Source organism: Gordonia sihwensis NBRC 108236 (genome assembly GCF_000333035.1).
Taxonomy (GTDB): domain Bacteria; phylum Actinomycetota; class Actinomycetes; order Mycobacteriales; family Mycobacteriaceae; genus Gordonia; species Gordonia sihwensis.
On the sequence record NZ_BANU01000014.1, the window covers coordinates 61,267 to 83,375 of the forward strand.

The window sequence follows — 22,109 nt, forward strand, 5'->3', positions numbered from 1 at the left end:
CTCGCTAAGGTCGACGTGTGCCGTCCATGCCGAGAATGCTGCAGCCGGGTAACCGCGGGCCGGGTAAGAACCCCGAGGTCGCAACGCCCCCGGTCCCCGTGGCTCGCGCGATCGTCGACTGCGGCGTCTACGTCGACGGCATCCGGCAGCCCACCCCGCCCGACATCCGCTCGGCTCTCGCATTCGTGCGGACCACCGGAAGCGGCTTCGTGTGGCTCGGTCTGCACGCACCGGACGAGCGGCAGATGAACGACGTCGCCGAGACCTTCGGGCTGCACCCGCTGATGGTCGAGGACGCCGTCCACGCCCACCAGCGTCCCAAGCTCGAGACCTACGACGACACTCTGTTCCTCGTTCTGCGGACCGTCAAGTACATCGACCACGACGACGACGAGGTCGCCAACGACATCGTCGAGACCGGCGAGATCATGGTGCTCGCCGGACGGGACTTCGTCATCACCGTCCGCCACGGGGAACACACACATCTCGCGGGCGTACGCGCGCGCCTCGAGCAGACACCCGAGCATCTGCGGCTCGGCCCCGCGACTGTCGTCCACGCGATCGCCGACCGGGTGGTCGACTCCTACCTGAGAGTCGTGCGCGAGATGGAGGCGGACGTCGACGGGCTCGAAGAGCGCGTCTTCGCGGCGTCGTCACGGGATCTCGACATCGACGTGGTCTACCTGTTCAAACGCGAGGTGCTGGAGCTGCGCCGCGCGGTCCAGCCGCTGGCGGTGCCGCTCTCACTGCTGTCGGGCAGCTCCGGCACACTCGAATCGGCGGCGCTCACCCCGCACGACACCGAGATCCAACGGCACTTCCGCGACGTCGCAGACCATCTGACCACGGCGAACGACCTGGTCGTCGAGTACGACGAGCGCCTGACGGCACTGCTGAACGCCGCCGCGACCAAGGTCAGCACCCAGATGAACACCGACATGCGGAAGATCTCGGCGTGGGCCGCCATCGCCGCGGTCCCCACCGCGGCGGCGGGGATCTACGGGATGAACTTCGACTTCATGCCCGAACTCCACTACCGGTACAGCTACCCGCTGCTGCTGCTCACTCTGTTCGCGGTGTGCTTCACCCTGTGGCGGATCTTTCACCGCTCCCACTGGCTGTGAGCGACGCTACGGCGACACCGCGGCCCGGCCGGGGTCGGTCACATCCGTGCCGGCCTCAGCCCACGCCGCGCGCAGCTCATCGGCGCCCTTGAGCCGCACCCATGCCGCTTCGTTCGCGGTGATCGGCACCGCACGCAGGAAACGCACCGGATCGGCGGGGTCGTCGAGCGGCAGATCGGCGAACCGGTCGTCGCCGGTGAGGAGGAAGGCCGAGCAGATCGCCCCGGCCCACAGCGGCTCCTGCAGGTCGATCAGCGAGTCCTCCGCCAGGATCAGCCCTTCGACGGCGGGCGCCGCGGCGAGCATGGCCAGCGACTTGTGCAGTCCTTGCAGCGGCATGCTCGCGCGCAGGGTCACCGTCACCTCGGCTCGCGGTCCGCGGACCGGGTCGGGAGCGAAGTCGGCCGGATCGTGCATCGGGTGGCGTGCGCACCCCACCGTCACGTAGACCACTCGGTCGCCGTCGGCGAACCGCAGCACGTCGATCGGTTCGACGCCGAGAAAGGTGACCGACGCCCGCTGCGGCTCGCTGCCGACGGCGGCGGACACGTGGGCGATCACCCGATCGCTGACAGAACTCACCCCACCAGTTAAACACCGGTGGGGTGAGTCGGATCGGTGCGGGGCCGTGCCCGGCGCACGGCCTCAGCGCAGGCTGACGCCGCTCGCGGTGTCGAAGACGTGCATCCGTGCCGGGTTCAGCGCCAGGGTGAGCGTCTCGCCCCTGCGGGCCTGGGTGTAGGGCGACAGCCGGGCCACCTTCTGCCCGCCCGCGGTGGTGGAACCGAGGTCCTCTGCCAGCTTCGAGAGCACCTGCGTCGCCGAGTCGGGCGCCTGCCAGCCGAAGTACACGTACTTGTCCGACCCCATCGACTCCACGAGGTCGACCGTGATCGGAAAGCTGAGGAAGCCGGCCAACTCGGCCTCGTGCGTCAGCGCCGCGTCCACCAGGTGCTCCGGCCGGATGCCCAGCAGCACCTCGCCGTTGCTGTCGGCCTGGCGCGCACGGCCGGCGATCTCGTTGTAGTCGGGGAACTCGATGTGGCCGATGGCGGTGTCCGCGCCGGTCGCGGTCAGCCTGCCCGGGAGGAAGTTCATGGCCGGCGAGCCGATGAATCCGGCCACGAACAGGTTGGCCGGGCGGTCGTAGAGCTCCTGCGGCGCGCCGACCTGCTGGACGTAGCCCGCGCGCATCACCACGACGCGGTCGCCGAGCGTCATGGCCTCGGTCTGGTCGTGGGTCACGTACACGGTCGTCGTCCCCAACCGGGCCTGCAGCGAGGCGATCTCGGTACGCATCTGGACACGCAGCTTCGCGTCGAGGTTCGACAGCGGCTCGTCCATCAGGAACGCATTGGGCGTGCGGACGATGGCCCGACCCATCGCGACGCGCTGACGCTGACCGCCCGACAGGTTGGCGGGCTTGCGGTCGAGGTACTCGGTGAGGTCGAGCATCGCGGCGGCCTCGTCGACGCGGCGGGCGATCTCGGCCTTGTCCATCTTCGCGAGGCTGAGCGGGAAGGCGATGTTCTGCCGCACCGACATGTGCGGGTACAGCGCGTAGCTCTGGAAGACCATCGCGATGTCCCGGTCCTTCGGGGCCACCTCGTTCATCCGCTTGCCGCCGATACGCAGCTCACCGGACGTGATGTCCTCGAGACCGGCGATCATGTTCAGCGTCGTCGACTTGCCGCAGCCCGACGGTCCCACCAGGATGACGAACTCGCCTTCGGCGATGTTCAGGTTCACCCCGTGCACGGCGATCGAGCCGTCCGGGTACTGCTTGGAGACGTTCTCCAGAACGATGTCGGCCATGGGTTATCCCTTCACCGCGCCGGAGGTGAGGCCGGCGACGATACGACGTTGGAAGAAGAGCACGAAGATGATGATCGGAATGGTGATGACGACGGCCGCTGCGGCGATGACCCCGGTGGGCTCCTCGAACTGACTGCTGCCCGTGAACTGAGAGATCGCGACGGGCGCCGTCTCCGCGTTCTCGGTGGAGGTCAGCGACAACGCCAGAAGCAGGTCGTTCCACGCGAAGATGAAGACCAGGATCGCGGCGGTCACCACGCCCGGCGCCGCCAGCGGGACGATCACGCGGCGGAACGCCTGAGCCGGCGTGGCTCCGTCCATCTGCGCGGCCTTCTCCAGGTCCCATGGGATCTCCCGGAAGAACGCCGAGAGGGTGTAGATCGCCAGCGGCAGCGCGAAGGCCACGTAGGGCAGGATCAGACCGAGCCACGTGTCGAACAGGCCGAGCCGGCGTTCGATGTTGAACAGCGGCGTCACCAGTGAGATCTGCGGGAACATCGCGATCAGCAGGGCCGCTCCGATGAGCAGCTTCTTCCCGCGGAACTCGAGCCGCGCGACCGCGTAGGCGGCCATGGTTCCCAGCAGCACGGCGATCACCGTGGTGATCAGGCCGATGCCGATCGAGTTGATCAGCGCCGACGTGAACAGGCTGGTGTCGAAGATTCCCTTGTAGTTGTCGAAGGTCCACTGCTTCGGGATGAAGCTGCCGTCGGTCACACTGCCGGTCGGCTTGAACGACAGGCTGATGATCCACCACAGCGGGATGATCGCGTAGAGGACCACCAGAACATTGGCGACGCTCCAGCCGACTTTACGGCGAATGCTCGCATCCATCGGTGGTCACCTCCCCTCGTCGTCGGAGCCGGGGGCGGCGGTGCCGAACCCCTTGATGAACACGAAAGCGATGATGGCGACGCACAGGAAGATCAGGATGCTGATCGCCGAGCCGACACCGAGATTGAAGGCCTTGAAGAGGTTGTCGTAGCCGAGCATCGACACCGACCCTGTGCCGTTGGAGCCGGCCGTCAGGACGTAGATGTTGTCGAAGATGCGGAACGCGTCCAGCGTGCGGAAGAGCAGCGCGACGAGGATCGCCGGCTTCATCAGCGGCAGGATGATGCGGAAGAGCCGGGTCCACGCGCCCGCGCCGTCGAGTTGGGCGGCCTTGAGGAGGTCGTCCGGCACCAATGCCAGCCCGGCGAGCAGCAACAGCGCCATGAACGGCGTCGTCTTCCACACCTCGGCCAGGATGATGATGAACAGCGACGGCCACTGCTGGGTGAGCGGCGCGGAGCCGTCCGGGAGCAGGTTGGCCAGGTAGCCGGTGCCCGGCGTCCACGCGTAGTACCAGGAGAACGCCGCGGCGACCGTCACGATGCCGTACGGGATGAGGACCACGGTGCGGACCACGCCCCGGCCGAACAGGGTCCGGTGCATGACGAGGGCGATCGCCATGCCCAGCACCAGTTCGATCAGCACCGACACCAGGGTGATGAACACGGTCACGCCCAGCGCCGACCACCAGTAGCCGTCCGAGAGGACGGTGCCGTAGTTCGACAGGCCGATGAACTTCTGCTCGTCCGGCGCGGTCAGCGTCGCCTTGTTGAGCGAGAGCCAGAAGGCGTAGACGATCGGGTAACCGGTCACCAGCGCCATGACGATCGCCGCGGGTGCGATGAGCCAGTACGCCAGACGTCGCTCCGACGACTTGCGTCCAGTCGCCTTCGGCGCCAGGGGCGCCAGCTGCGCCGGAGTGGGACCGGTGTCGAGGATCTCAGACATCGAACCTCCGTTCATTCCAGGCCCGGCGGGAGTCGCTCCGGCGGCAGCCGCGGCCATCGCGGTCTCGGGCACGGCCTGCGGCATCGGTGGGTGCGGCGGTGGCGGGGCGGGTTCATCGGGTCGGGGTGCCGCGGCCTCCGGCGGCACCCATACGTCGGAGTGCACCGGCTCGGCGCCGTCGCGGGAGTGCTGACCGTGCCCGTCCCCCGAGACGCCTTCCCCGTCACGGGGTTCCGGCGACCGCTGGTCGTCGTGCTTGTCGTCGCTCACGGGATGATCCCCTCGCCGTCGATGGCCTTCTGGACCTGCTCGGTGAGCTTGTCGACCATCTGTGCGGGATCCCAGGCGCCCACCGGCGCGAGGGTGGCGGTCACGAGCGTCGAGATCGCCTGGTATTGCGGCGACGCCGGCCGCGGCGCCGAGTGCTCGGATTCGAGCTGGGTGCGGATCACGTCGCCCATCGGATACGCGAGCTTGAAGTCCTTATCGTCGTAGATCGACGCGATGGTCGGCGGCGTTCCACCCGATATCGCGTACACCTTCTGCGCCTTCTCGCTGGTCATGCACTTCGCCGCCTCGAAGGCGAGCTCCGGCTGCCGGGAAGTGGATGCGACGGCCACGTTCAGCCCGCCGGGCGTCGACTTCGCGGTCTTGCCGGGGAAGACACCCGGGTAGAGCGCGAAGTCGAAGTGCTTACGCATCTTGGCGTTGATCGGAGCGAGCTGCGCGTCTGTCGGCGGATTGTCCTCGTCGGTGAGCAGAGTCTTGTACGGCGAGAGAACGTCCTGGAGGAAGGCGACGTCGCCGGTCGCACCGTTGGTGCGCGCCGAAGCCCACACGAACGGCCAGTTGATCTCGAACGCCGCCTTGCCCGTCTCCATCCCGAGCCGGGCGGTGCCCTCGTCGGACTGGGTGATCGACGGGTCGTGCCCCGGCGCCGTGGCCACCGCCTTCATCACCTCGAGCGCCTTCAGCGTCGCCGCCCGGTGCTCCGGGGTGTCGCTGAGGGTCACCTTGGACGCGTCGTTCGGATCGAGCACCGAACCACCGGCGCTGGCGAGCAGCGAGTTGAACCAGACCATCAGGCCCTCGTACTGCTTGGCCTGGACCATGATCCAGCTCGGTCCGCCGGCCTTCTTGATGGCCTGCGTATCGCTGAGCATCTCATCCCAGGTCGCCGGCGCCCGCCGGCTGCCGAGCGTGTCCTTCATCAGGTCGGGCCGGTACCAGAGCAACTGGGTGTTGGTCCAGATCGGCATCGCGTACATGCGTTTGGCCGCGTCGTCGGGCCGCTGCCACATCGCTGTGGCCACCGGGCCGCCGAGATTGGTCTTCTCGATCTCGGCCGCGGTGTCGTCCGGGACCGGCACGAGCCAGCCGGCGTTCGCGAACTCCGCGGTCCACACGACGTCCATGCCCATCAGATCCAGGGTGTGGTCGTTTCCGGCCAGCCGCCTGGCCAACTGCAGTCGCTGATCGTCGGCGCTCTTGGGCAGGACGTTGGCCTGCAGCTTGTAGCGCCCGCCCGACTCCTCGGTACAGGTCTGCGCGAACTGCTTGATGTAATCGAAGCCGTCGGCCGGCGCATAGATGTTCAGAACACCCTGCTCGTAGCCCGTGGAGCAACCGGCCAGCATCGGCGCGGCGACCGCCGCCGCCACCGCCACTGCCGACAGCCGCCTGGCCAGAGATCGTCCCCTCGGCGCGGATCTACCCTTGCTCATCTCGCTGCCAGCCTCCTGCCTGTCGGCCTCGTCTAAGAATCAGCTGTGAAAGCTGATGCGGGCCTTAGGTTATCCCACGACAGGTGACATAGCGCACACGATGGCACATCGGCGCGCCCGAGACGGCGGAGGAGCGGTCAGAGAGCCAGTTTGGCGAGCATGTCGCGCGCCTGTTCCGCGGTGCGCGGATCGCACAGCACGTCGTACCGTCCGGCGACCAGTTGCATGGTGGAGGTGAAGTCACGCTGGCCGCGGGTGGCCGCGTACGGGATGGCGGCGCTGATCAGCCCGAACACCATGCCGGCGAGCACGCCGAAGAGGATCGGCGTCCACGACGTCCCGACCACCAGTGAGACGAGTGCGCCGAAGAACAGGCCCAGCCAGGCGCCGGACCCGATGCCTCCCGCGATCACCTTGCCCCAGGTGAGTCGTCCGAGGACTTTCTCGACCTGCATCAGGTCGACGCCGACGATCGTCAGATTGTCGACCTGGAATTCGTTGTCGGACAAGTAGTCCACCGCGCGCTGGGCCTGCGCGTAGGTGTCGTAGGACCCTACCGGCCAGCCCTTCGGCGGCGTCGGCAATCCCGGCATCGGTCGCATTGGGTTCGTCACTTCGGCTCCTGAGCTCGGCTCACTTTAGGCTTGACGTATGACGCCCGCCCTCAAGGTCTTCGTCGCCAGACTAGTCGGCCTCGCCGTTCTCGGCCCTGATGGTGAATCAATCGGTCGGGTCCGGGACGTCGTGATCTCCATGCACATGCCGGGCAAACAGCCGCGCGCGCTCGGGCTCGCCGTCGAACTCACCACGCGCAGACGCATTTTCGTGCCGATGCTGCGTGTGACGAGCATCGAGCCCGACGCCGTCACCCTGACCACCGGACACGTGAATCTGCGACGCTTGCGGGTGCGCCCGAACGAGGCGTTGGCGGTGGGTCAGATCCTCGACACCCGGGTCCGCACCGACGATCCGGACTACCCCGAACTGCACGATGTGGACCTGACGGTGGTGGATCTGGCGATCGAGCAGAACCGCAGCCGCGACTGGATGGTCAGCCGCGTGGCGCTGCGCACCACCCGCAAGGGCCTGCGCAGGCGCGGCGAGACGATCGTCGTGCAGTGGCGCCACGTCCGCGGCATGAACCGTCTGGAACTCTCTCGCCCGGGACAGGGCGTGGAGATGGCCCTGGCGCAGTTCGAGGACATGCGTGCGCCCGACGTCGCCAACGCGCTTCGCGAACTGCCGGTGAAGCGGCGCGACGAGATCGCCGCGGCGCTCGACAACGAGCGTCTCGCGGACGTGCTGCAGGAGATGCCCACCGACGATCAGACCGCGATTCTCGGCAGCATGGAGCCCGACCGCGCCGCCGACGTCCTCGAAGCGATGGACCCCGACGACGTCGCCGACCTGATGGGTGAACTGCCCCAGGCCGAAGCCGAGGCGTTCCTGTCCCGGATGGACCCGGAGGACTCCGAATCCGTCCGGCGGCTGCTGCTGCACTCCCCCGACACCGCCGGCGGCGTCATGACGCCGGAACCCCTGATCGTCACCGCGAACGCGACGGTGTCCGAGGCGCTGGCCCGGGTGCGCGACCCGGACGTGAACTCGGCGGCCGCGAGCATGGTCTTCGTCGTCCGCCCGCCGACCAACACCCCCACCGGGAAGTTCCTCGGCGCGGTGCACACGCAGGCACTGCTCCGAGAGCCGCCGGCCAATCTGGTGGGCGGCATCCTCGACAAGGAGATGCCGCGACTGCTCCCCGACGACTCGCTGGAGAAGATGACCCGGTTCTTCGCCACCTACAATCTGGTCTGCGCACCGGTGATCGACGAAGCCGATCACCTCCTCGGCGCCGTCGTCGTCGACGACCTCCTCGATGCCCTGCTCCCGCGCGACTGGCGCGAGACCGACCCCGAAGGGACCGCTCCATGAGTCCTTCCGGACGCCATCTCGACACTCCGAGCCCTCGTCGCAGCCGGTTCAACGTCAATCTCGACTCCGACGTGGTGGGCGTGTACTCCGAGCGGATCGCCCGCTTCCTCGGCACCGGCCGGTACCTGCTAATCCAGACCGTGATCGTGGTGATCTGGGTGCTTCTCAACGTGGGCCTGTTCGCCTTCGAATGGGATCCGTACCCGTTCATCCTCCTCAATCTGGCCTTCTCCACTCAGGCCGCGTACGCCGCGCCGCTGATCCTGCTGGCACAGAACCGCCAGGAGAACCGGGACCGTGTCTCGCTCGAGGAGGACCGCGCCCGCGCCGCCCAGACCAAGGACGACACCGAGTTCCTGGCCCGTGAACTCGCCGCCGTGCGGCTCGCGGTCGGCGATACCGTCACCCGCGACTATCTGCGCCGCGAACTCGACGATCTGGTCGACGAACTGGTGGAACGGATTTCGGCACGCGCGGGCAAGGGTGAAGAACCGGATCCGACATGACCGGAGGAAACGCTGCATGTATGCTGGCTCACAGTCGTCGGGGGGATGATCGCAGACTCCCCCTGATTCGACGTGAACGACACGCCGAATGCAGTGAGAGTCGATGAGGACCAATGGGATGACTTTCTGGCGCAGCCGCCCGAACCGGATTCACGTGCCGCGCCGCGGCCTGGCGGTCGGGACCACCGCCGCCGCACTCGGCGCGCTGGTGCTCGGCGGAACGGTGTCGAGTGTCGCGGCCGATCCGGTGTCCTCGGTCCAATCGGGACCCTCGATCGATCTCGCGGGTGCCCAGAGCGCGGTGGCCGCCCGCGCGGTCGCGGAGACCGTGCCCTCCGGCAGCAGCCAACTCGTCGGATTCGCTCCCCCGGCCGACCCCACGGCCGCCGGCGGCGGCGACCCGCAGTTCCGGCTCGCCGCCGACCTTCCCGCAGGTCCCCTCGGCATTCCCGGGATGGTCCTCAAGGCGTACAAGCTCGCCGCCACCCGGGTGGCCGCCGAGTCGCCGCAGTGCAAGCTGCCCTGGTTCCTTCTCGCCGGCATCGGACGCATCGAGTCCGGCCACGCGGGCAACGGGAACGTCGACGCGTACGGCAACACCCTGACCAAGATCCGCGGCCCGGTACTCGACGGCTCGCTCGCCGGAAACGCCGTCATCCACGACTCCGACGGCGGCAGGCTCGACGGCGACGGCGGGCACGACCGCGCGATGGGTCCGATGCAGTTCATCCCGAGCACGTGGGCGGCCTGGGGCGCCGACGCCAACGGCGACGGCAAGGCCGACCCGGACAACATCTTCGACGCCACCTATTCGGCCGGACGCTACCTGTGCGCCGGTTTCACCGACATCATGGCCGGCCAGAACAAGGTGAACGCGGTCCTGCGCTACAACCACTCGATGGCCTACGTGAACAACGTGCTCGCATGGGCGGCCGCGTACTCGACCGGCGTGATGCCGACCACGCCCATCCCGGAGATGTCGGCGACTCCGGACGACAAGGACAAAGACAAGAAGGACAAGGACCGCGACAAGAAGCCCGGCGAGTCCACCCGGCCGTCCACCCCGAAATCGTCCACGCCGCCGAGTAAGCCGTCACCGAGCAAGCCTCCGCACGCCTGCCTCGGCATCATCTGCCTGCCGCCCGGCATCGGTCCGGCCCCGGCGCCCGCCCCCAAGCCCTCGCCCAAGAAGCCGGCGCCGGCTCCCGCCGGCCCGGCGAAGACCGCCGACCGCTGAGGCGAGAAGCCGAGTCCGTCTCGGCAGCGATATGGTTGAGGTGTGACCACCCCCGCCACACCCACTGAGTCCGCCGTCCGTTCCGCACTGAGCAAAGTGATGGACCCGGAGATCGGCAAGCCGATCACCGACCTCGGCATGGTCAAGTCCGTCGCGGTCGCCGCCGACGGCAGTGTCGACGTCGGGGTGTACCTGACCACGGCGGGCTGCCCGATGCGCACCAAGATCTCCGACAACGTCGAGACGGCCGTCGCCGATGTGCCCGGTGTGGGCGCCGTGCGCGTCGAACTGGACGTGATGGACGACGAACAGCGCACCGAACTCCGCAAGAAGCTGCGCGGCGACCGTGCCGAGCCGGAGATCCCGTTCGCCAAGCCGGGCAATCTCACCAGGGTGTACGCGATCGCCTCCGGCAAGGGCGGTGTGGGCAAGTCGAGTGTCACCGTGAACCTGGCGACCGCACTCGCCGACCGCGGTCTGTCCGTCGGCGTCCTGGACGCCGACATCTACGGTCACAGTGTTCCGCGCATGCTCGGCAGCGACGCGAAGCCCACCCAGGTGGAGTCGATGATCATGCCGCCGCAGAGTCACGGCGTGAAGTTCATCTCGATCGGCCAGTTCACCGACGGCAACACGCCGGTCACGTGGCGCGGCCCCATGCTCCACCGGGCGCTGCAGCAGTTCCTCGCCGACGTCTACTGGGGCGATCTGGACGTGCTGCTCCTGGATCTGCCGCCGGGCACGGGCGACGTCGCGATCTCGATCGCCCAGCTCATTCCGGGTGCGGAGATCCTGGTGGTGACCACCCCGCAGCAGGCCGCCGCAGAGGTCGCCGAACGCGCGGGCGCGATCGCCCTGCAGACTCGGCAGAAGATCCTCGGCGTGGTCGAGAACATGTCCTGGATGCAGCTCCCGGACGGCACGCGGATAGAGCCCTTCGGCTCGGGCGGCGGCCAGTTGGTGGCGCAGCGGCTCACCCGTGCCGTGGGATCTCCCGTAGAACTGCTCGGGCAGGTCCCGCTGGAACAGGAACTCCGCGAAGGCGGCGACGTGGGCACTCCTGTGGTGCTCTCGGCACCCGAATCCGCCTCCGGCTCGGCGCTGCGCGCCATCGCCGACAAGCTGGCCGTCCGCCGGCGCGGGCTCGCCGGCATGAGCCTCGGAATCGACACCACCCGGCACTGACCCGCCGGGACCCGACCGGTCCGGCTAGGTCGCGTCCCAGTCGGTCACGTCGTACTTGCGGGCAGGAGGTGCGGGCGGCTGCGGCGATTCACGCGGCACCTGCCGCTCCCCATCCGGCTTCGCCAGCGGCCGACTCACGTCGAGGGTCTCACGCACCGACTTGCCCAGATCGTCGATCGTCGACGAGTCACCGTCGAAGATGTGCTTGGTGACGATGCTCTTCGGGCTCATCTGGCGGAGTTCGTTGAGCTGAGTGAGCGGCTCACGGAGCTGATCGAAATCGGGCCCGAGTTCGTCACGCAGCTGCGAACTCGCCCCCGTCGCATAGTCGCGCACCTTGCGTACCGCGCCCATCGCCCAGCTGACCGCGCCCGGCAGACGTTCGGGGCCGAGGATGATGAGCGCTGCGGCCAACAGAATGAGGAGTTCACCCCAACCGACACTGCTGAACATGATTCCTCGCCGCTCTCTGGACTGGTCCGACGCTTCCGGCGCTAATCGCTGACCGGGGTGAGCTCGCCGTCGAAGTATCGACCGTCGCGCCAATACGTGAACTTCACCTGCTCACCGATTTTCGACGTCCGCACCGCGACGGTCAACTCGTCCGCGCTCTCGATCGGGCGCCCGTTGAACTTGGTGATCACGTCGCCCTCGCGCAAACCGGCCTGGGCCGCCGGACTGCCCCCGGCGACGTCCTTGATCTGCGCACCGAAGATGCGGTCGTTACGGACGGTGGCGGCGGTGATGCCGACCGACGGGTGCTTCACCTTTCCGTCCGCGATCAGGGTGTTCGCGATCGGGATGACCTCGTTGATCGGAATCGCGAAGCCGAGACCGATGGACCCGCCGCCGGTCATCGCGCCGGCCGTGTTGACGCCGATCACCTGGCCGTCGTCGTTGAGCAGCGGCCCGCCCGAGTTGCCCGGGTTGATGGCCGCATCGGTCTGGATGGCGTTGATCACAGCGTCGGTATCGGAGTCGGCGTCCGGCCTCAGCGGCACCGGCCGATCGAGTGCGCTGATGATGCCGCTGGTGACCGTCTTGTCCAGCCCGAGCGGCGAACCGAAGGCGATCACCTCCTGACCGATCTGAAGGTCGGCGGAGTCGCCGAGCTTGGAGACCGTCAGATTCGCGACGTCGTCCACTTTGATGACGGCCAGATCGGTCTTCACGTCACGTCCGACGAGCCGCGCGGGCACGCGCTGACGATCGGAGAAGACGACTTCGAGCTTGGCTTTGGAGTCATTGGCGGCCTTGGAGATCACGTGGTTGTTCGTGACGATGTACCCGGCCTTGTCGACGATGAATCCCGAACCCGAGCCGCCGTCGACCGCGGTGCGGACCTCGATGGTGACCACCGATCGCTGAACGGCCTTGGCGACCCGCTCCACATTGGTGCCGCCGGTCGCGGAGTCGGGGCTGTCGCCCTCGAGGTGAACGGTGTCGGCGTGCAGCGGCGTGACGACCTCTGCGGTCCATCGTCCGACGAGCCCGCCGAAGAGTCCGACGAGCAGTGCGAGCAGTCCGAGAGTCGCCAGAGCCCACCAGTGCACCCGGCCGCCGAACAGCAGCTCGCGTATCCCCAGTAGCGGCCCCTTCTCCCTCGGCGACGACTCCGGGTCGCCGCCGACAGCCGGTGCGGACAGGTGCGCGGCACTGTCGGGATCACGCCACGGATCCGGTTCCGGTACGTCGTCCGTGGCGGGCTGGGCGTACGGGTCGCGCTGCAGTGTCTGGGTCTCGCCCTCGGGCCGGCCGAAGGCCTCCGCGAGGACCGGATCGGGCGGTGCGATCGTGGGCTGCGGGCGCTCGGCCGGTGATGCATCGGGAGCGAACGAGCCGTCGACACCCTCCGGCCTGCCGAAGGTGGCGGCGAGGTCTGACGCCGGTTCGTTCGCGGACAGCACCGGATCGGTCGGCCGGTCGTCGGACGAAGCAGAGCTGTCGGTCACGAGTCAGCGGCCCCAGCGGTTGGTGCGTCGATCCCTGCGGAAGTCGATCTCCTGAGTCGGGATCTGGCTGAGCTGCGCGCGGAGCGAGTCGGGCACGCTGAGGTCGGTCTGGCAGGTCTGCAGCATCGACCGCGCACGCGCCTGTGCGGCGACCTCGCGCGAGCAGTCGGGGCAGAGCGCCAGATGAGCGTCGGCGCGCGCCGACGCCTGACGCGTGAGTTCGTCGTCGACGTAGGCGACGACCGCCTCGGGATTCAGATGCTCGGTGGACGCGAATCCGGTCGGGCGCCGGTATTCGGGGTTCGGTGCGATCGACGTCGGAAACGGCGACCACCGACTCCCGCGTGAACGTCCTGTCTGGCCCAGACCCACCGGCGTCACCCCTCTCCTCAGATGCACTCGAACTCGATTCAGAGCCACGGTCCAGCGTAGCCGACAGAACCGGAGAGGGTCGCGGAGGTCACTCTGCGGCCGCGACCGAGCGGCTGTCGGTGTGGCCGCGAGCCGCCAGGTACTGGCGGATGCCCTGGCGTCCGCGGTGGATCCGGCTGCGGACGGTGCCCATCTTAACCCCGAGCGTGGCGCCGACCTCCTCGTACGAGAGTCCCTCGATGTCGCAGAGGACCACGGCGGCGCGGAACTCCGGCGCCAGCGAGTCGAGGGCCGCCTGCAGATCGGGATCGAGGTTGGCGTCGGCGAAGGCCTGCTGCGGGTCCGGGGTGTCGGTGGGGATACGGTCGTAGTCCTGCTCCAGCGCCTCCATGCGGATCTTGGCGCGGCGTCGGACCATGTCGAGGAACAGATTCGTCGTGATGCGGTGCAGCCAGCCCTCGAAGGTGCCGGGCTTGTAGTTGGTCAGCGACCGGAACACCCGGATGAAGGTCTCCTGGGTGAGGTCCTCGGCGTCGTGCTGATTTCCGGAGAGGCGGTACGCCAGCCGGTACACCCGGTCCGCGTGCTCTGACACCAACTCGTCCCACGAGGGCATCAGATCTCGATCGCCGGTCGCGTCGAAGCCCGCGGTTCCGCGGAACGCTCCGGTGGTGGTGTCGGGGTCTGCTTTGCCGATCATCGGGACGGTCATCGTGTAGGTGCCAGTTCCTTTCCTCGCTCCGGGCCTGTCAGGGCTATTCTCCCCGATCAACGCGCCCGGCGCGATCGATATTCCGGACCATTGCGCTCTACCCTGTCGCACCTGAATGTGGTGCCCCTATAACTGTCCTGAGGGTTTGATAAGGAAGACCGGCCCGCAGACGGCGTGCCCGCAACCGCAGGTCAACGACCGTATGGCACCCTCGATGTCATGAGTGACACAGCGGCCGCGGCCGCAAGCCTGAGCGAGTACGCCGAAGCCGCGATCATCGAGGACGAGGCCCTGATCGAAGCCCGCATGCGCGCCGAGGAGCTCGGCGCCACGGCGATCTCCCCCGCCACCGGAGCGCTGCTGTCGCTGCTGGCCCGGGTCGCCGGGTCGACGCACGTGGTCGAGATCGGCACCGGAGTCGGCGTCAGCGGGCTCTGGCTGCTGGCGGGCATGCCCGAGAATGGCGTCCTGACCACGATCGATCCCGAGCCCGAGCATCACCGGGCCGCCCGCGAGACCTTCGCCGACGCGCACATCGGTCCCGGCCGCACCCGGCTCATCAACGGCGCGCCGACCGACGTGCTCACCCGGCTCGCCGACGAGACATACGATCTCGTCTTCGTCGACGGAGCACCGCTGAGCTATCCCCTGTTCGTCACCGAGGCGATCCGCATTCTCCGGCCGGGCGGACTGGTCGTCGTGAACAACGCCTCGGCCGACGGCACGATCGCCGACCGTGAGGCCGACGATCCGCGGACCCTGGCCGCGCGCGAGGCGGCGTCGATCATCGCCGAGGACGACCGGCTGCTGCCCGCTGTGATTCCGGTGGGAACGGGTCTGCTCGCTGCCGCCAAGGCCTGAGCGGCCGGCCGATCGCGCTCGGGATCACACGTCGGTCGAGAACCGGATTCCGCTCTCGGGGATCTGCACTCCCGGCCATACGCGCGCGCCGCGCAGCAGCTCGCATCGGGCACCGACCTGTGCACCGTCGCCGATGACGGTGTCGCGCACCAGCGCATGCGCGCCGACGGTGGCGCCGAACCCGACGATGCTGCGCTCGACCACCGCTCCTGCCTCCACCGACGCGCCGTCGAAGATCACCGCGCCGTCCAGCCGTGCCCCCGACCCGACCCGCGCGCCGCGGCCGACGACGGTGCCGCCGATCAGCACGGCGTCGGACGCCACGTCGGCGCCGTCGAGCGAGAGCGACTCCCCGCAGGGCTTCGCCAGCGCGGGCGACGGCGCGATGCCGCGGACCAGGTCCGCCGAACCGCGGACGAAGTCCTCGGGAGTCCCCATGTCGCGCCAGTAGGCGTCGTCGACGTGCGCCTGAATGTGCCGTCCCTGCGCGAGCAGCGACGGGAACACCTCGCGCTCCACCGACACCGGCCGACCGGCCGGGATCTCGCCGATCACCTTGCGGTCGAAGACGTAGGTGCCCGCGTTGATCTGATTGGTCGGCGGATCCTGAGTCTTCTCCAGGAACGCCGTGACCCGCCCGTCGGCGTCGGTCGGCACGCAGCCGAAGGCGCGCGGATCACCGACCCGGACCAGGTGCAGGGTCACTTCGGCACCCGAGCGCTCGTGCGTCGACAGCACGTCGCGGATGTCGGTGCCGCCGAGGACGTCGCCGTTGAACACGAGCACCGTGTCGGCGGTCAGCTCGTCGTAGACGTTGCGGATGCCGCCGCCGGTGCCCAGCGGTTCGCTCTCCGTGACGTAGGTCAGATTCAGGCCCAGATCGGAACCGTCGCCGTAGTGGTCGGAGAAGACGTGCGCCTGGTAGGAGGTGCCGAGGACCACGTCGGTGATCCCCGCCTCCCGGATCCGCGACAGCAGGTGAGTCAGAAACGGGGTCCCCGCAGTCGGGAGCATCGGCTTGGGCGCCGACAGGGTCAGCGGCCGCAGCCGCGTGCCCTTTCCTCCGACGAGGATCAGTGCCTGAACTGATGAGGTCACAGAGTTTCCTTCCTTGTCCACACTCGTGTCGCGGCTGTTCACGCGGGCCCTCCCGTACGGCGCTGTTCACGCAGGGCCGCGGCGACAGCGATCTTCGATCGCACCGCCAGCCCGGCCCGCAACGCCAGGCGGATCGGCGCGCGCAACGGGCCGGGATTCCGGTCGGCGGTGAAACGATAGGCGCTCGCATGATGAGCCGGAATCATCTTCTCCGGATGTCTGCTGACCGAATGGCTCTTCGCGTGCATCACCGACACCGACGGCACGAAGACGTTGAGCCACCCCGACCGGCCCAGCCGGTCGCCGAGGTCGACGTCCTCCATGAACATGAAGTAGCGCGAGTCGAAGCCGCCGATGGCGTCGAAGGCCGCGCGCCGCAGGAGCAGACACGAGCCCGAGAGCCAGCCGACCGGCCGTTCGGTGAGGTCGGCGTCGTCGTTGCGGTACGCAGCCGTCCAGGGGTTCGACTTCCAGACCGTGCCGAGCACCGCGTGGCCGGTGCCCGAGATCAGATCGGGGACGCGGCGCGCGGACGGGTACACGGTGCCGTCGGGCTCGGTGATCAGCGGCCCCAGACTCGCGGCCCGCGGCCAGCGGCGCGCCGCCTCGAGCAGTCCGTCGATCGCGCCCTCCGACCATTCGACGTCGGGGTTGGCCACCACCACGAACTCGATGTCCTCGTCTATCTGCGCGACTCCCCGGTTCACGGCGCCGCCGTAGCCGATGTTTCCGCCGGTGTGCACCAGGGTGACGTTGTCGTGGTCGGCCGCCGCCTGTTCCGGTGCGCCGTCGGTGGACCCGTTGTCGGCGATGATCACTTCGGGCGTCTCACGCGATGCGCGCGTCAGCGTGCGAAGGAAGTTGTGGAGGTAGTCGCCCGAGGAATAGGTCACGGTCACGACGGCGAAGCTGGCAGTCACGCGCTCAGACTAACCGAGCGTCCGGGTGCGGACCGCGATCGCATCGTGCAGGGCGAGCGTCCAGTTCCGCAGCGGTGTGAGACCCGCGGCAGCCCAACTCGCGCCGGAGAGCACCGAGTACGCGGGCCGCGGCGCGGGGCGCGGGAACTCCGCGGTGGTGCACGCCTGGACCCGGGCCGGGTCGGCACCGAGCTCGACGAACACGGCGCGGGCCAGATCGCACCAACTGGCCGTTCCGGCGTTGGTGGCGTGCAGAGTCGCGCCGTCGCGCAGATTCGGCCCGTCGCACCGTTCGGCGAGTTCCCACAGGCCGGCCGCGAGATCGCGCGCGTAGGTGGGCGATCCCACCTGATCGTCTACCACCCGCAGAGTATCGCGCTCGGCCTCCAGTCGGGCCATCGTCGCGACGAAGTCGCTGTCCGCGGACCCGCCGGTGAACACCCACGCGGTGCGCACGACGATCGTCCGCGGATCGGCCTCGCGCGCGGCGCGTTCGCCGGCGAGCTTGGTGGCGCCGTACACCGTCGGCGGCTCACCGGAGACGTCACCGGGTTCGAAGGGTCGCGGTGCGTCGCCGGAGCCCGCGTCGTCGCGGGCGAAGACGTAGTCGGTGGACAGATGGATGAGTCGCGCCCCCGACGCGCCGGTGACGGCCGCCAGATGGGCCGGACCGAGTGCGTTCACCGCGTGCGCCGCCTCGCGGTCGGTCTCGGCGGCGTCCACGGCGGTGTACGCCGCGGTGTTGATCACCACATCGCCGCGCGCAAGGCCACCGAACGCGTCGCGAACCGATCGCTCGTCGCGCACATCGACATCGGACGAGGTCAGCATGACCGCTTCCAGGCCGCCGCGCGTCGACGCGAGCGCCGATCCCACCTGGCCGGAGGCGCCGACGATGTACACCCGATTCGAACCCATGAGTGACCATCCTGGTGCATCCGGACCTCCGCCGGGAGCTCACGGTCGCGGGCAGTGCTGCAGATCACCGGGCCCGGCACCGGCTGCGCCTCCCCGGCAACGGCTCTCCCGATCAGTATTCTTGCGGAAGACCAGCAGCCGAGACGACCGGAAGGGACATCGCGACAGGTGGAGTCACGACGCGACGGCTCGGCAGAGCCCGAGGACACCGACGCCGACGCCGTTTCCGGCGGCCGTGCCGGGGAGCCCTCGACGCGGCGGTCCGTGCCGACGCGCACGGGTGCGGGCACCCGGTCCCGCCGGACCTCCGAGGAGATCCACACGCGGCCCCGCCGACGCCCCCGCAGCACCGACCCCCGCAGCAAGACGGACCGGGGCGCGCGCCACGGCGCCCGGACACGCACGCGGCCCTCCGGTCCACCGCCGGGCAGCTTCCGCGCCGCCCTCAAACTCTGGACGACCCGCCCGATCGCCGGGATCGCACCGAAGAACATCGGCCGGGCACTGATCGCCCTCGTCACCGTGATGACACTGGTCGTCACGGGGCTGGGCTGGGCGAAAGTGCGCAGCCTCAACGGGGCCGTCACGCTGCTGGGAGACCTCGGCCTCGGCGGCGGTGACGACGGCGCCATCGACATCCTCCTCGTCGGCACCGACTCCCGAGTGGATGCGAAGGGCAACCCGCTCTCGGAGCAGGAGCTCAAATGGCTGCGGGTGGGCGGCGACGTCAGCACCAGCACCGACACCATCGTCCTGGTGCGCATCCCGACCGACGGGTCCAAGGCCACCGCCATCTCGATCCCCCGCGATGCGTACGTCGACGTCCCCGGGATCGGCATGAGCAAGATCAACGCCGCCTACGGCGCCACCAAGGAGGGCGTCCGCGAGCGCGAGGTGGAGCAGGGCACCAGCGAGGAGCAGGCGGAGAAGGACGGGACCAAGGCCGGGCGCAAGGCCCTGATCGATTCCGTCGCGAATCTGACCGGCATCACCGTCGACCACTACGCGGAGGTGGGACTGCTGGGATTCGCGCTGCTCACCGATGCCGTCGGCGGAGTGGACGTGTGTCTCAAGAATGCCGTCGACGAGCCCTTCTCGGGCGCCAAGTTCCGCGCCGGCCGGCAGACGCTGAACGGTCCGAAGGCGCTCAGCTTCGTCCGGCAGCGCCACGATCTTCCTCGCGGCGACTTGGACCGGATCACGCGACAGCAGGTGTACATGGCTTCGCTGGCGCAGAAGATCCTCTCGACGCAGACACTGACCAACGCGGGCAAGCTCCAGGAGTTGCAGGATGCCGTGTCGCGCTCGGTGATGATCGACGACGGCTGGGACGTCCTCTCGTTCGCAGAGAATCTGAAGGACCTCACCGGCGGCAACGTGAAGTTCACGACGATCCCGATCGAAGACGATCAGGCCTGGAGCGATGACGGGACGCAGAGCGTGCTGAAGGTCGACCCGCAGGCGGTCCACGCCTTCGTCGACCGGCAGCTCGGCCGCACATCGAAGGCCGGATCGGAGAATCCCCGCTCGGACTACACCGTCGACGTGGTGAACGCGGGCACCGTGGACGGTCTGGCGTCCAACCTGATGCGGCTGCTGAGCGGCCTCGGCTACCAGCAGGGCGCCACGTCGAGCAAACCGATGAACGAATTCGATTCGCTGATCTTCGCCGATTCGAAGGACAACGAGGGCGCCAAGCAACTGGTGAAGGACCTCAAGGCGGGCCCCATCGAGATCCGCGAGGACTCGTCGCTCCCCGAGGACAAGCTCCGGCTGGTGCTGACGAACACCTACAACTACGGTCTCGGTGCGGTCTCCGACACCGGCGGCGACAGCGGTTCGGACTCGGGGTCGTCGGCGGCGCCGTCGTCCAAGCGCCCGTCCCCGGTCATCAAGGCCGACGGCGACGGACCGGTCTGCGTCAACTAGCTCCGGCGGTCGCCGGAGCCGGACACGATAAGCGAGGACACTCGATGAGCCACGACACCGTCACGGGCGCGATCTTCGCGGCCGTGCCCGACCATGCGCGGCCGATGCTGACCTACTACAACGAGTCGACCGGCGAGCGCACCGAGCTCTCCGGTGCGACGCTGGGCAACTGGGCCGCCAAGATCGCGAACTACCTGCGGGACGGGCTGGGCCTGGCGCCCGGCGACCGCGTGCGGGTGGATCTGCCGGAACACTGGCAGACCGCGGCCGTTCTGCTCGGTGCGTGGTGGGCGGGCGTCGCCGTCGATCTGAGCGACGACGCGGCCGACGACCGCGCGACCTTCACCTCGCGGGAGCGGGTCGACGAGCACGACACCGACGAGGTGATCGCGGTTCCCCTGGATCCGTTCGCCATGGGTGTGCGCGACCTCCCGGTCGGCGTCGAGGACTTCGGCGAGTCGGTGCGCGCGCACGGTGACCAGTTCGTCCCGGCGGGTTCCGGGCGGGACGCCGTCGACGAGGTGACGGTGGCGCAGGTGCTCTCGGCCGCCGACGGCGGGCTCGATCCGGCCGACCGACTGCTCAGCACCCGCGGATGGCGCACTGTGACCGACGTCGTCGCGAACCTCGCCGCTCCGCTGTTGTCCGGGGCGTCTCTCGTCGTCGTCGCGGGGGGCGTCGAGGACTCCCGTCTGCGGGCGATCGCCGAGACCGAGAAGGCGACCGTCGTCCGGACCTGACCGAGACGAATGCGCGGGCCGACCGCCACCCGCTGACCTCTCGGTCGGGACGGCGGCCGGCCCGCGCATTCGACGGTCCGGCCGGGTTCAGCCGCGCAGCAGCGCGCGGCTCATGACGACGCGCTGGATCTGGTTGGTGCCCTCGTAGATCTGGGTGATCTTGGCATCGCGCATCATGCGCTCGACCGGGAAGTCGGTGGTGTATCCCGCACCGCCGAAGAGCTGAACGGCGTCGGTCGTGACCTCCATCGCGACATCCGACGCCAGGCACTTGGACGCCGAGCTGATGAAGCCGAGGTTGCCCTCGCCGCGCTCGGCACGAGCGGCGGCGGTGTAGACCATCAGGCGCGCGGCCTCCACCTTCATCGCCATGTCGGCGAGCATGAACTCGACGCCCTGGAACTGGCTGATGGTCTTGCCGAACTGCTTGCGGTCCTTGACGTACGCGATGGCCGCGTCGAGGGCGCCCTGCGCCACGCCGACGGCCTGCGCGCCGATGGTGGGACGGGTGTGATCCAGGGTGGCCAGAGCGGTCTTGAAGCCGGTGCCCTCGTCGCCGATGATCCGGTCGGAGGGGATGGTGCAGTTCTCGAAGTACAGCTCCGCGGTGGGGCTGCCCTTGATTCCGAGCTTGTGCTCCAGCGGGCCCACCGTGAAGCCGGGGTCGTCCTTGTGGACCATGAACGCGGAGATGCCGTTGGCGCCCTTCTCCGGGTCGGTGACCGCCATGACGGTGTACCAGGTGGACTTGCCGCCGTTGGTGATCCAGCACTTGGAGCCGTTGAGCACCCAGCTGTCGCCGTCCTTGCGGGCGCGCGTCTTCATCGAGGCGGCGTCCGATCCGGCCTCGCGCTCCGACAGTGCGTACGACGCCATGGCCTCACCCGAGGCGATCGACGGCAGCACCTTGGCCTTGAGCTCGTCCGAGCCCGACAGGATCAGGCCCATGGTGCCGAGCTTGTTGACCGCGGGGATCAGCGACGCCGAGACGTCCACGCGCGCAACCTCTTCGATCACGATGCAGGCCGCGACCGAGTCCGCACCCTGCCCGTCGAACTGCTCGGGAACGTGCACCGCGTTGAAGCCGCTGGCCACGAGTGCGGCGCGCGCCTCCTCCGGGAAGCGAGCCTTCTCGTCGACGTCCTTGGCGTGCGGTGCGATCTCCTTCTCGGCGAGCGCGCGGATGGCCTCGCGCAGCGCCTGGTGCTCCTCCGGGAGCTGGAAGAGGTCGAAATCGGGGTTCCCGAACTTGCCCATCGTTTCTCCTTAAACCGGCGCTACGAGCCCTGTCACTCAGTGCCG

The 22,109-nt window shown here is 68.7% G+C and carries 22 protein-coding genes; 8 read left to right on the top strand and 14 right to left on the bottom strand.

Features of this window, described 5'->3' with window-relative positions; translation table 11 throughout:
• Window positions 1-26 precede the first annotated feature (26 nt).
• Window positions 27-1,124, top strand: coding sequence for a magnesium and cobalt transport protein CorA (locus tag GSI01S_RS10035; protein ID WP_039867437.1), 1,098 nt, complete (start codon window positions 27-29; stop codon window positions 1,122-1,124).
• Between the two features lie 6 nt (window positions 1,125-1,130).
• Here the strand turns inward: GSI01S_RS10035 and GSI01S_RS10040 are convergent, their stop codons facing one another.
• The 6 genes from GSI01S_RS10040 to GSI01S_RS10065 all read right to left on the bottom strand — a co-directional run bounded on the left by GSI01S_RS10040 (window position 1,131) and on the right by GSI01S_RS10065 (window position 7,059).
• On the bottom strand, window positions 1,131-1,706 hold the full coding sequence (locus GSI01S_RS10040; RefSeq protein ID WP_039867438.1) for a suppressor of fused domain protein: 576 nt from the start codon (window positions 1,704-1,706) through the stop codon (window positions 1,131-1,133).
• Window positions 1,707-1,769: 63 nt separating this feature from the next.
• A complete protein-coding gene (locus GSI01S_RS10045) occupies window positions 1,770-2,939 on the bottom strand; it encodes an ABC transporter ATP-binding protein (RefSeq protein WP_006896441.1) in 1,170 nt (389 codons plus the stop codon).
• Between the two features lie 3 nt (window positions 2,940-2,942).
• A complete protein-coding gene (locus GSI01S_RS10050; RefSeq protein WP_006896442.1) occupies window positions 2,943-3,773 on the bottom strand; it encodes a carbohydrate ABC transporter permease in 831 nt (276 codons plus the stop codon).
• Window positions 3,774-3,779: 6 nt separating this feature from the next.
• Entirely contained in the window at window positions 3,780-4,991 is a 1,212-nt protein-coding gene (locus GSI01S_RS10055) for a carbohydrate ABC transporter permease (protein ID WP_006896443.1), read from the bottom strand.
• On the bottom strand, window positions 4,988-6,445 hold the full coding sequence (locus GSI01S_RS10060; protein WP_051999639.1) for an extracellular solute-binding protein: 1,458 nt from the start codon (window positions 6,443-6,445) through the stop codon (window positions 4,988-4,990). Before GSI01S_RS10060 ends, GSI01S_RS10055 begins: the two co-directional genes overlap by 4 nt.
• 137 nt (window positions 6,446-6,582) lie before the next feature.
• Window positions 6,583-7,059, bottom strand: coding sequence for a YflT domain-containing protein (locus tag GSI01S_RS10065; protein ID WP_039867440.1), 477 nt, complete (start codon window positions 7,057-7,059; stop codon window positions 6,583-6,585).
• A gap of 37 nt (window positions 7,060-7,096) precedes the next feature.
• Between GSI01S_RS10065 and GSI01S_RS10070 the strand changes: the two genes are divergently transcribed.
• From GSI01S_RS10070 to GSI01S_RS10085, 4 genes are all read left to right on the top strand, one after another.
• Window positions 7,097-8,377: a magnesium transporter MgtE N-terminal domain-containing protein gene (locus GSI01S_RS10070; protein ID WP_006896446.1), complete on the top strand. Its 1,281-nt coding sequence runs from the start codon at window positions 7,097-7,099 to the stop codon at window positions 8,375-8,377.
• Window positions 8,374-8,883: a DUF1003 domain-containing protein gene (locus tag GSI01S_RS10075; protein ID WP_006896447.1), complete on the top strand. Its 510-nt coding sequence runs from the start codon at window positions 8,374-8,376 to the stop codon at window positions 8,881-8,883. The genes GSI01S_RS10070 and GSI01S_RS10075 overlap by 4 nt, the downstream gene beginning before the upstream one ends.
• Before the next feature lie 118 nt (window positions 8,884-9,001).
• Entirely contained in the window at window positions 9,002-10,120 is a 1,119-nt protein-coding gene (locus tag GSI01S_RS10080; protein ID WP_006896448.1) for a lytic transglycosylase domain-containing protein, read from the top strand.
• A 42-nt stretch (window positions 10,121-10,162) separates the two neighbouring features.
• Complete coding sequence (locus GSI01S_RS10085; RefSeq protein WP_006896449.1) at window positions 10,163-11,305, top strand: Mrp/NBP35 family ATP-binding protein; 1,143 nt, start codon at window positions 10,163-10,165, stop codon at window positions 11,303-11,305.
• 24 nt (window positions 11,306-11,329) lie between these two features.
• Here the strand turns inward: GSI01S_RS10085 and tatB are convergent, their stop codons facing one another.
• The 4 genes from tatB to sigE all read right to left on the bottom strand — a co-directional run bounded on the left by tatB (window position 11,330) and on the right by sigE (window position 14,341).
• A complete protein-coding gene (tatB, locus tag GSI01S_RS10090) occupies window positions 11,330-11,758 on the bottom strand; it encodes a Sec-independent protein translocase protein TatB (RefSeq protein ID WP_006896450.1) in 429 nt (142 codons plus the stop codon).
• Between the two features lie 41 nt (window positions 11,759-11,799).
• Window positions 11,800-13,257, bottom strand: coding sequence for a S1C family serine protease (locus GSI01S_RS10095; protein WP_006896451.1), 1,458 nt, complete (start codon window positions 13,255-13,257; stop codon window positions 11,800-11,802).
• 3 nt (window positions 13,258-13,260) lie between these two features.
• Complete coding sequence (locus GSI01S_RS10100) at window positions 13,261-13,638, bottom strand: zf-HC2 domain-containing protein (RefSeq protein WP_006896452.1); 378 nt, start codon at window positions 13,636-13,638, stop codon at window positions 13,261-13,263.
• A gap of 79 nt (window positions 13,639-13,717) precedes the next feature.
• On the bottom strand, window positions 13,718-14,341 hold the full coding sequence (sigE, locus tag GSI01S_RS10105) for an RNA polymerase sigma factor SigE (protein ID WP_006896453.1): 624 nt from the start codon (window positions 14,339-14,341) through the stop codon (window positions 13,718-13,720).
• 219 nt (window positions 14,342-14,560) lie between these two features.
• On the opposite strand from sigE, the gene GSI01S_RS10110 reads away from it, so the two are divergent.
• Window positions 14,561-15,202: an O-methyltransferase gene (locus GSI01S_RS10110; RefSeq protein ID WP_006896454.1), complete on the top strand. Its 642-nt coding sequence runs from the start codon at window positions 14,561-14,563 to the stop codon at window positions 15,200-15,202.
• Between the two features lie 24 nt (window positions 15,203-15,226).
• On the opposite strand, the gene manB is transcribed toward GSI01S_RS10110, so the two are convergent.
• Genes manB through rfbD form a run of 3 tightly spaced genes read right to left on the bottom strand, consistent with a single transcriptional unit; the run spans window position 15,227 to window position 18,138 of the window.
• Window positions 15,227-16,300, bottom strand: a complete 1,074-nt coding sequence (manB, locus tag GSI01S_RS10115) for a mannose-1-phosphate guanylyltransferase (protein ID WP_006896455.1) — start codon at window positions 16,298-16,300, stop codon at window positions 15,227-15,229.
• A gap of 38 nt (window positions 16,301-16,338) precedes the next feature.
• Window positions 16,339-17,220 carry a glycosyltransferase family 2 protein gene (locus GSI01S_RS10120; RefSeq protein WP_006896456.1) on the bottom strand — a complete coding sequence of 294 codons (882 nt, stop codon included), beginning with the start codon at window positions 17,218-17,220 and terminating at the stop codon, window positions 16,339-16,341.
• A 9-nt stretch (window positions 17,221-17,229) separates the two neighbouring features.
• The gene (gene rfbD, locus GSI01S_RS10125; protein ID WP_006896457.1) at window positions 17,230-18,138 is read right to left on the bottom strand and encodes a dTDP-4-dehydrorhamnose reductase; all 909 of its coding nucleotides are present in this window, start codon (window positions 18,136-18,138) and stop codon (window positions 17,230-17,232) included.
• Window positions 18,139-18,306: 168 nt separating this feature from the next.
• Here rfbD and GSI01S_RS10130 point away from each other — a divergent pair, with 168 nt between their 5' ends.
• Together GSI01S_RS10130 and GSI01S_RS10135 are read left to right on the top strand one after the other, a co-directional pair.
• On the top strand, window positions 18,307-20,067 hold the full coding sequence (locus GSI01S_RS10130; protein ID WP_006896458.1) for an LCP family protein: 1,761 nt from the start codon (window positions 18,307-18,309) through the stop codon (window positions 20,065-20,067).
• A gap of 44 nt (window positions 20,068-20,111) precedes the next feature.
• Window positions 20,112-20,807, top strand: a complete 696-nt coding sequence (locus GSI01S_RS10135; protein ID WP_006896459.1) for a TIGR03089 family protein — start codon at window positions 20,112-20,114, stop codon at window positions 20,805-20,807.
• Window positions 20,808-20,894: 87 nt separating this feature from the next.
• Here GSI01S_RS10135 and GSI01S_RS10140 read toward each other — a convergent pair whose 3' ends face one another.
• Window positions 20,895-22,064, bottom strand: coding sequence for an acyl-CoA dehydrogenase (locus tag GSI01S_RS10140; RefSeq protein WP_006896460.1), 1,170 nt, complete (start codon window positions 22,062-22,064; stop codon window positions 20,895-20,897).
• Window positions 22,065-22,109 lie beyond the last annotated feature (45 nt).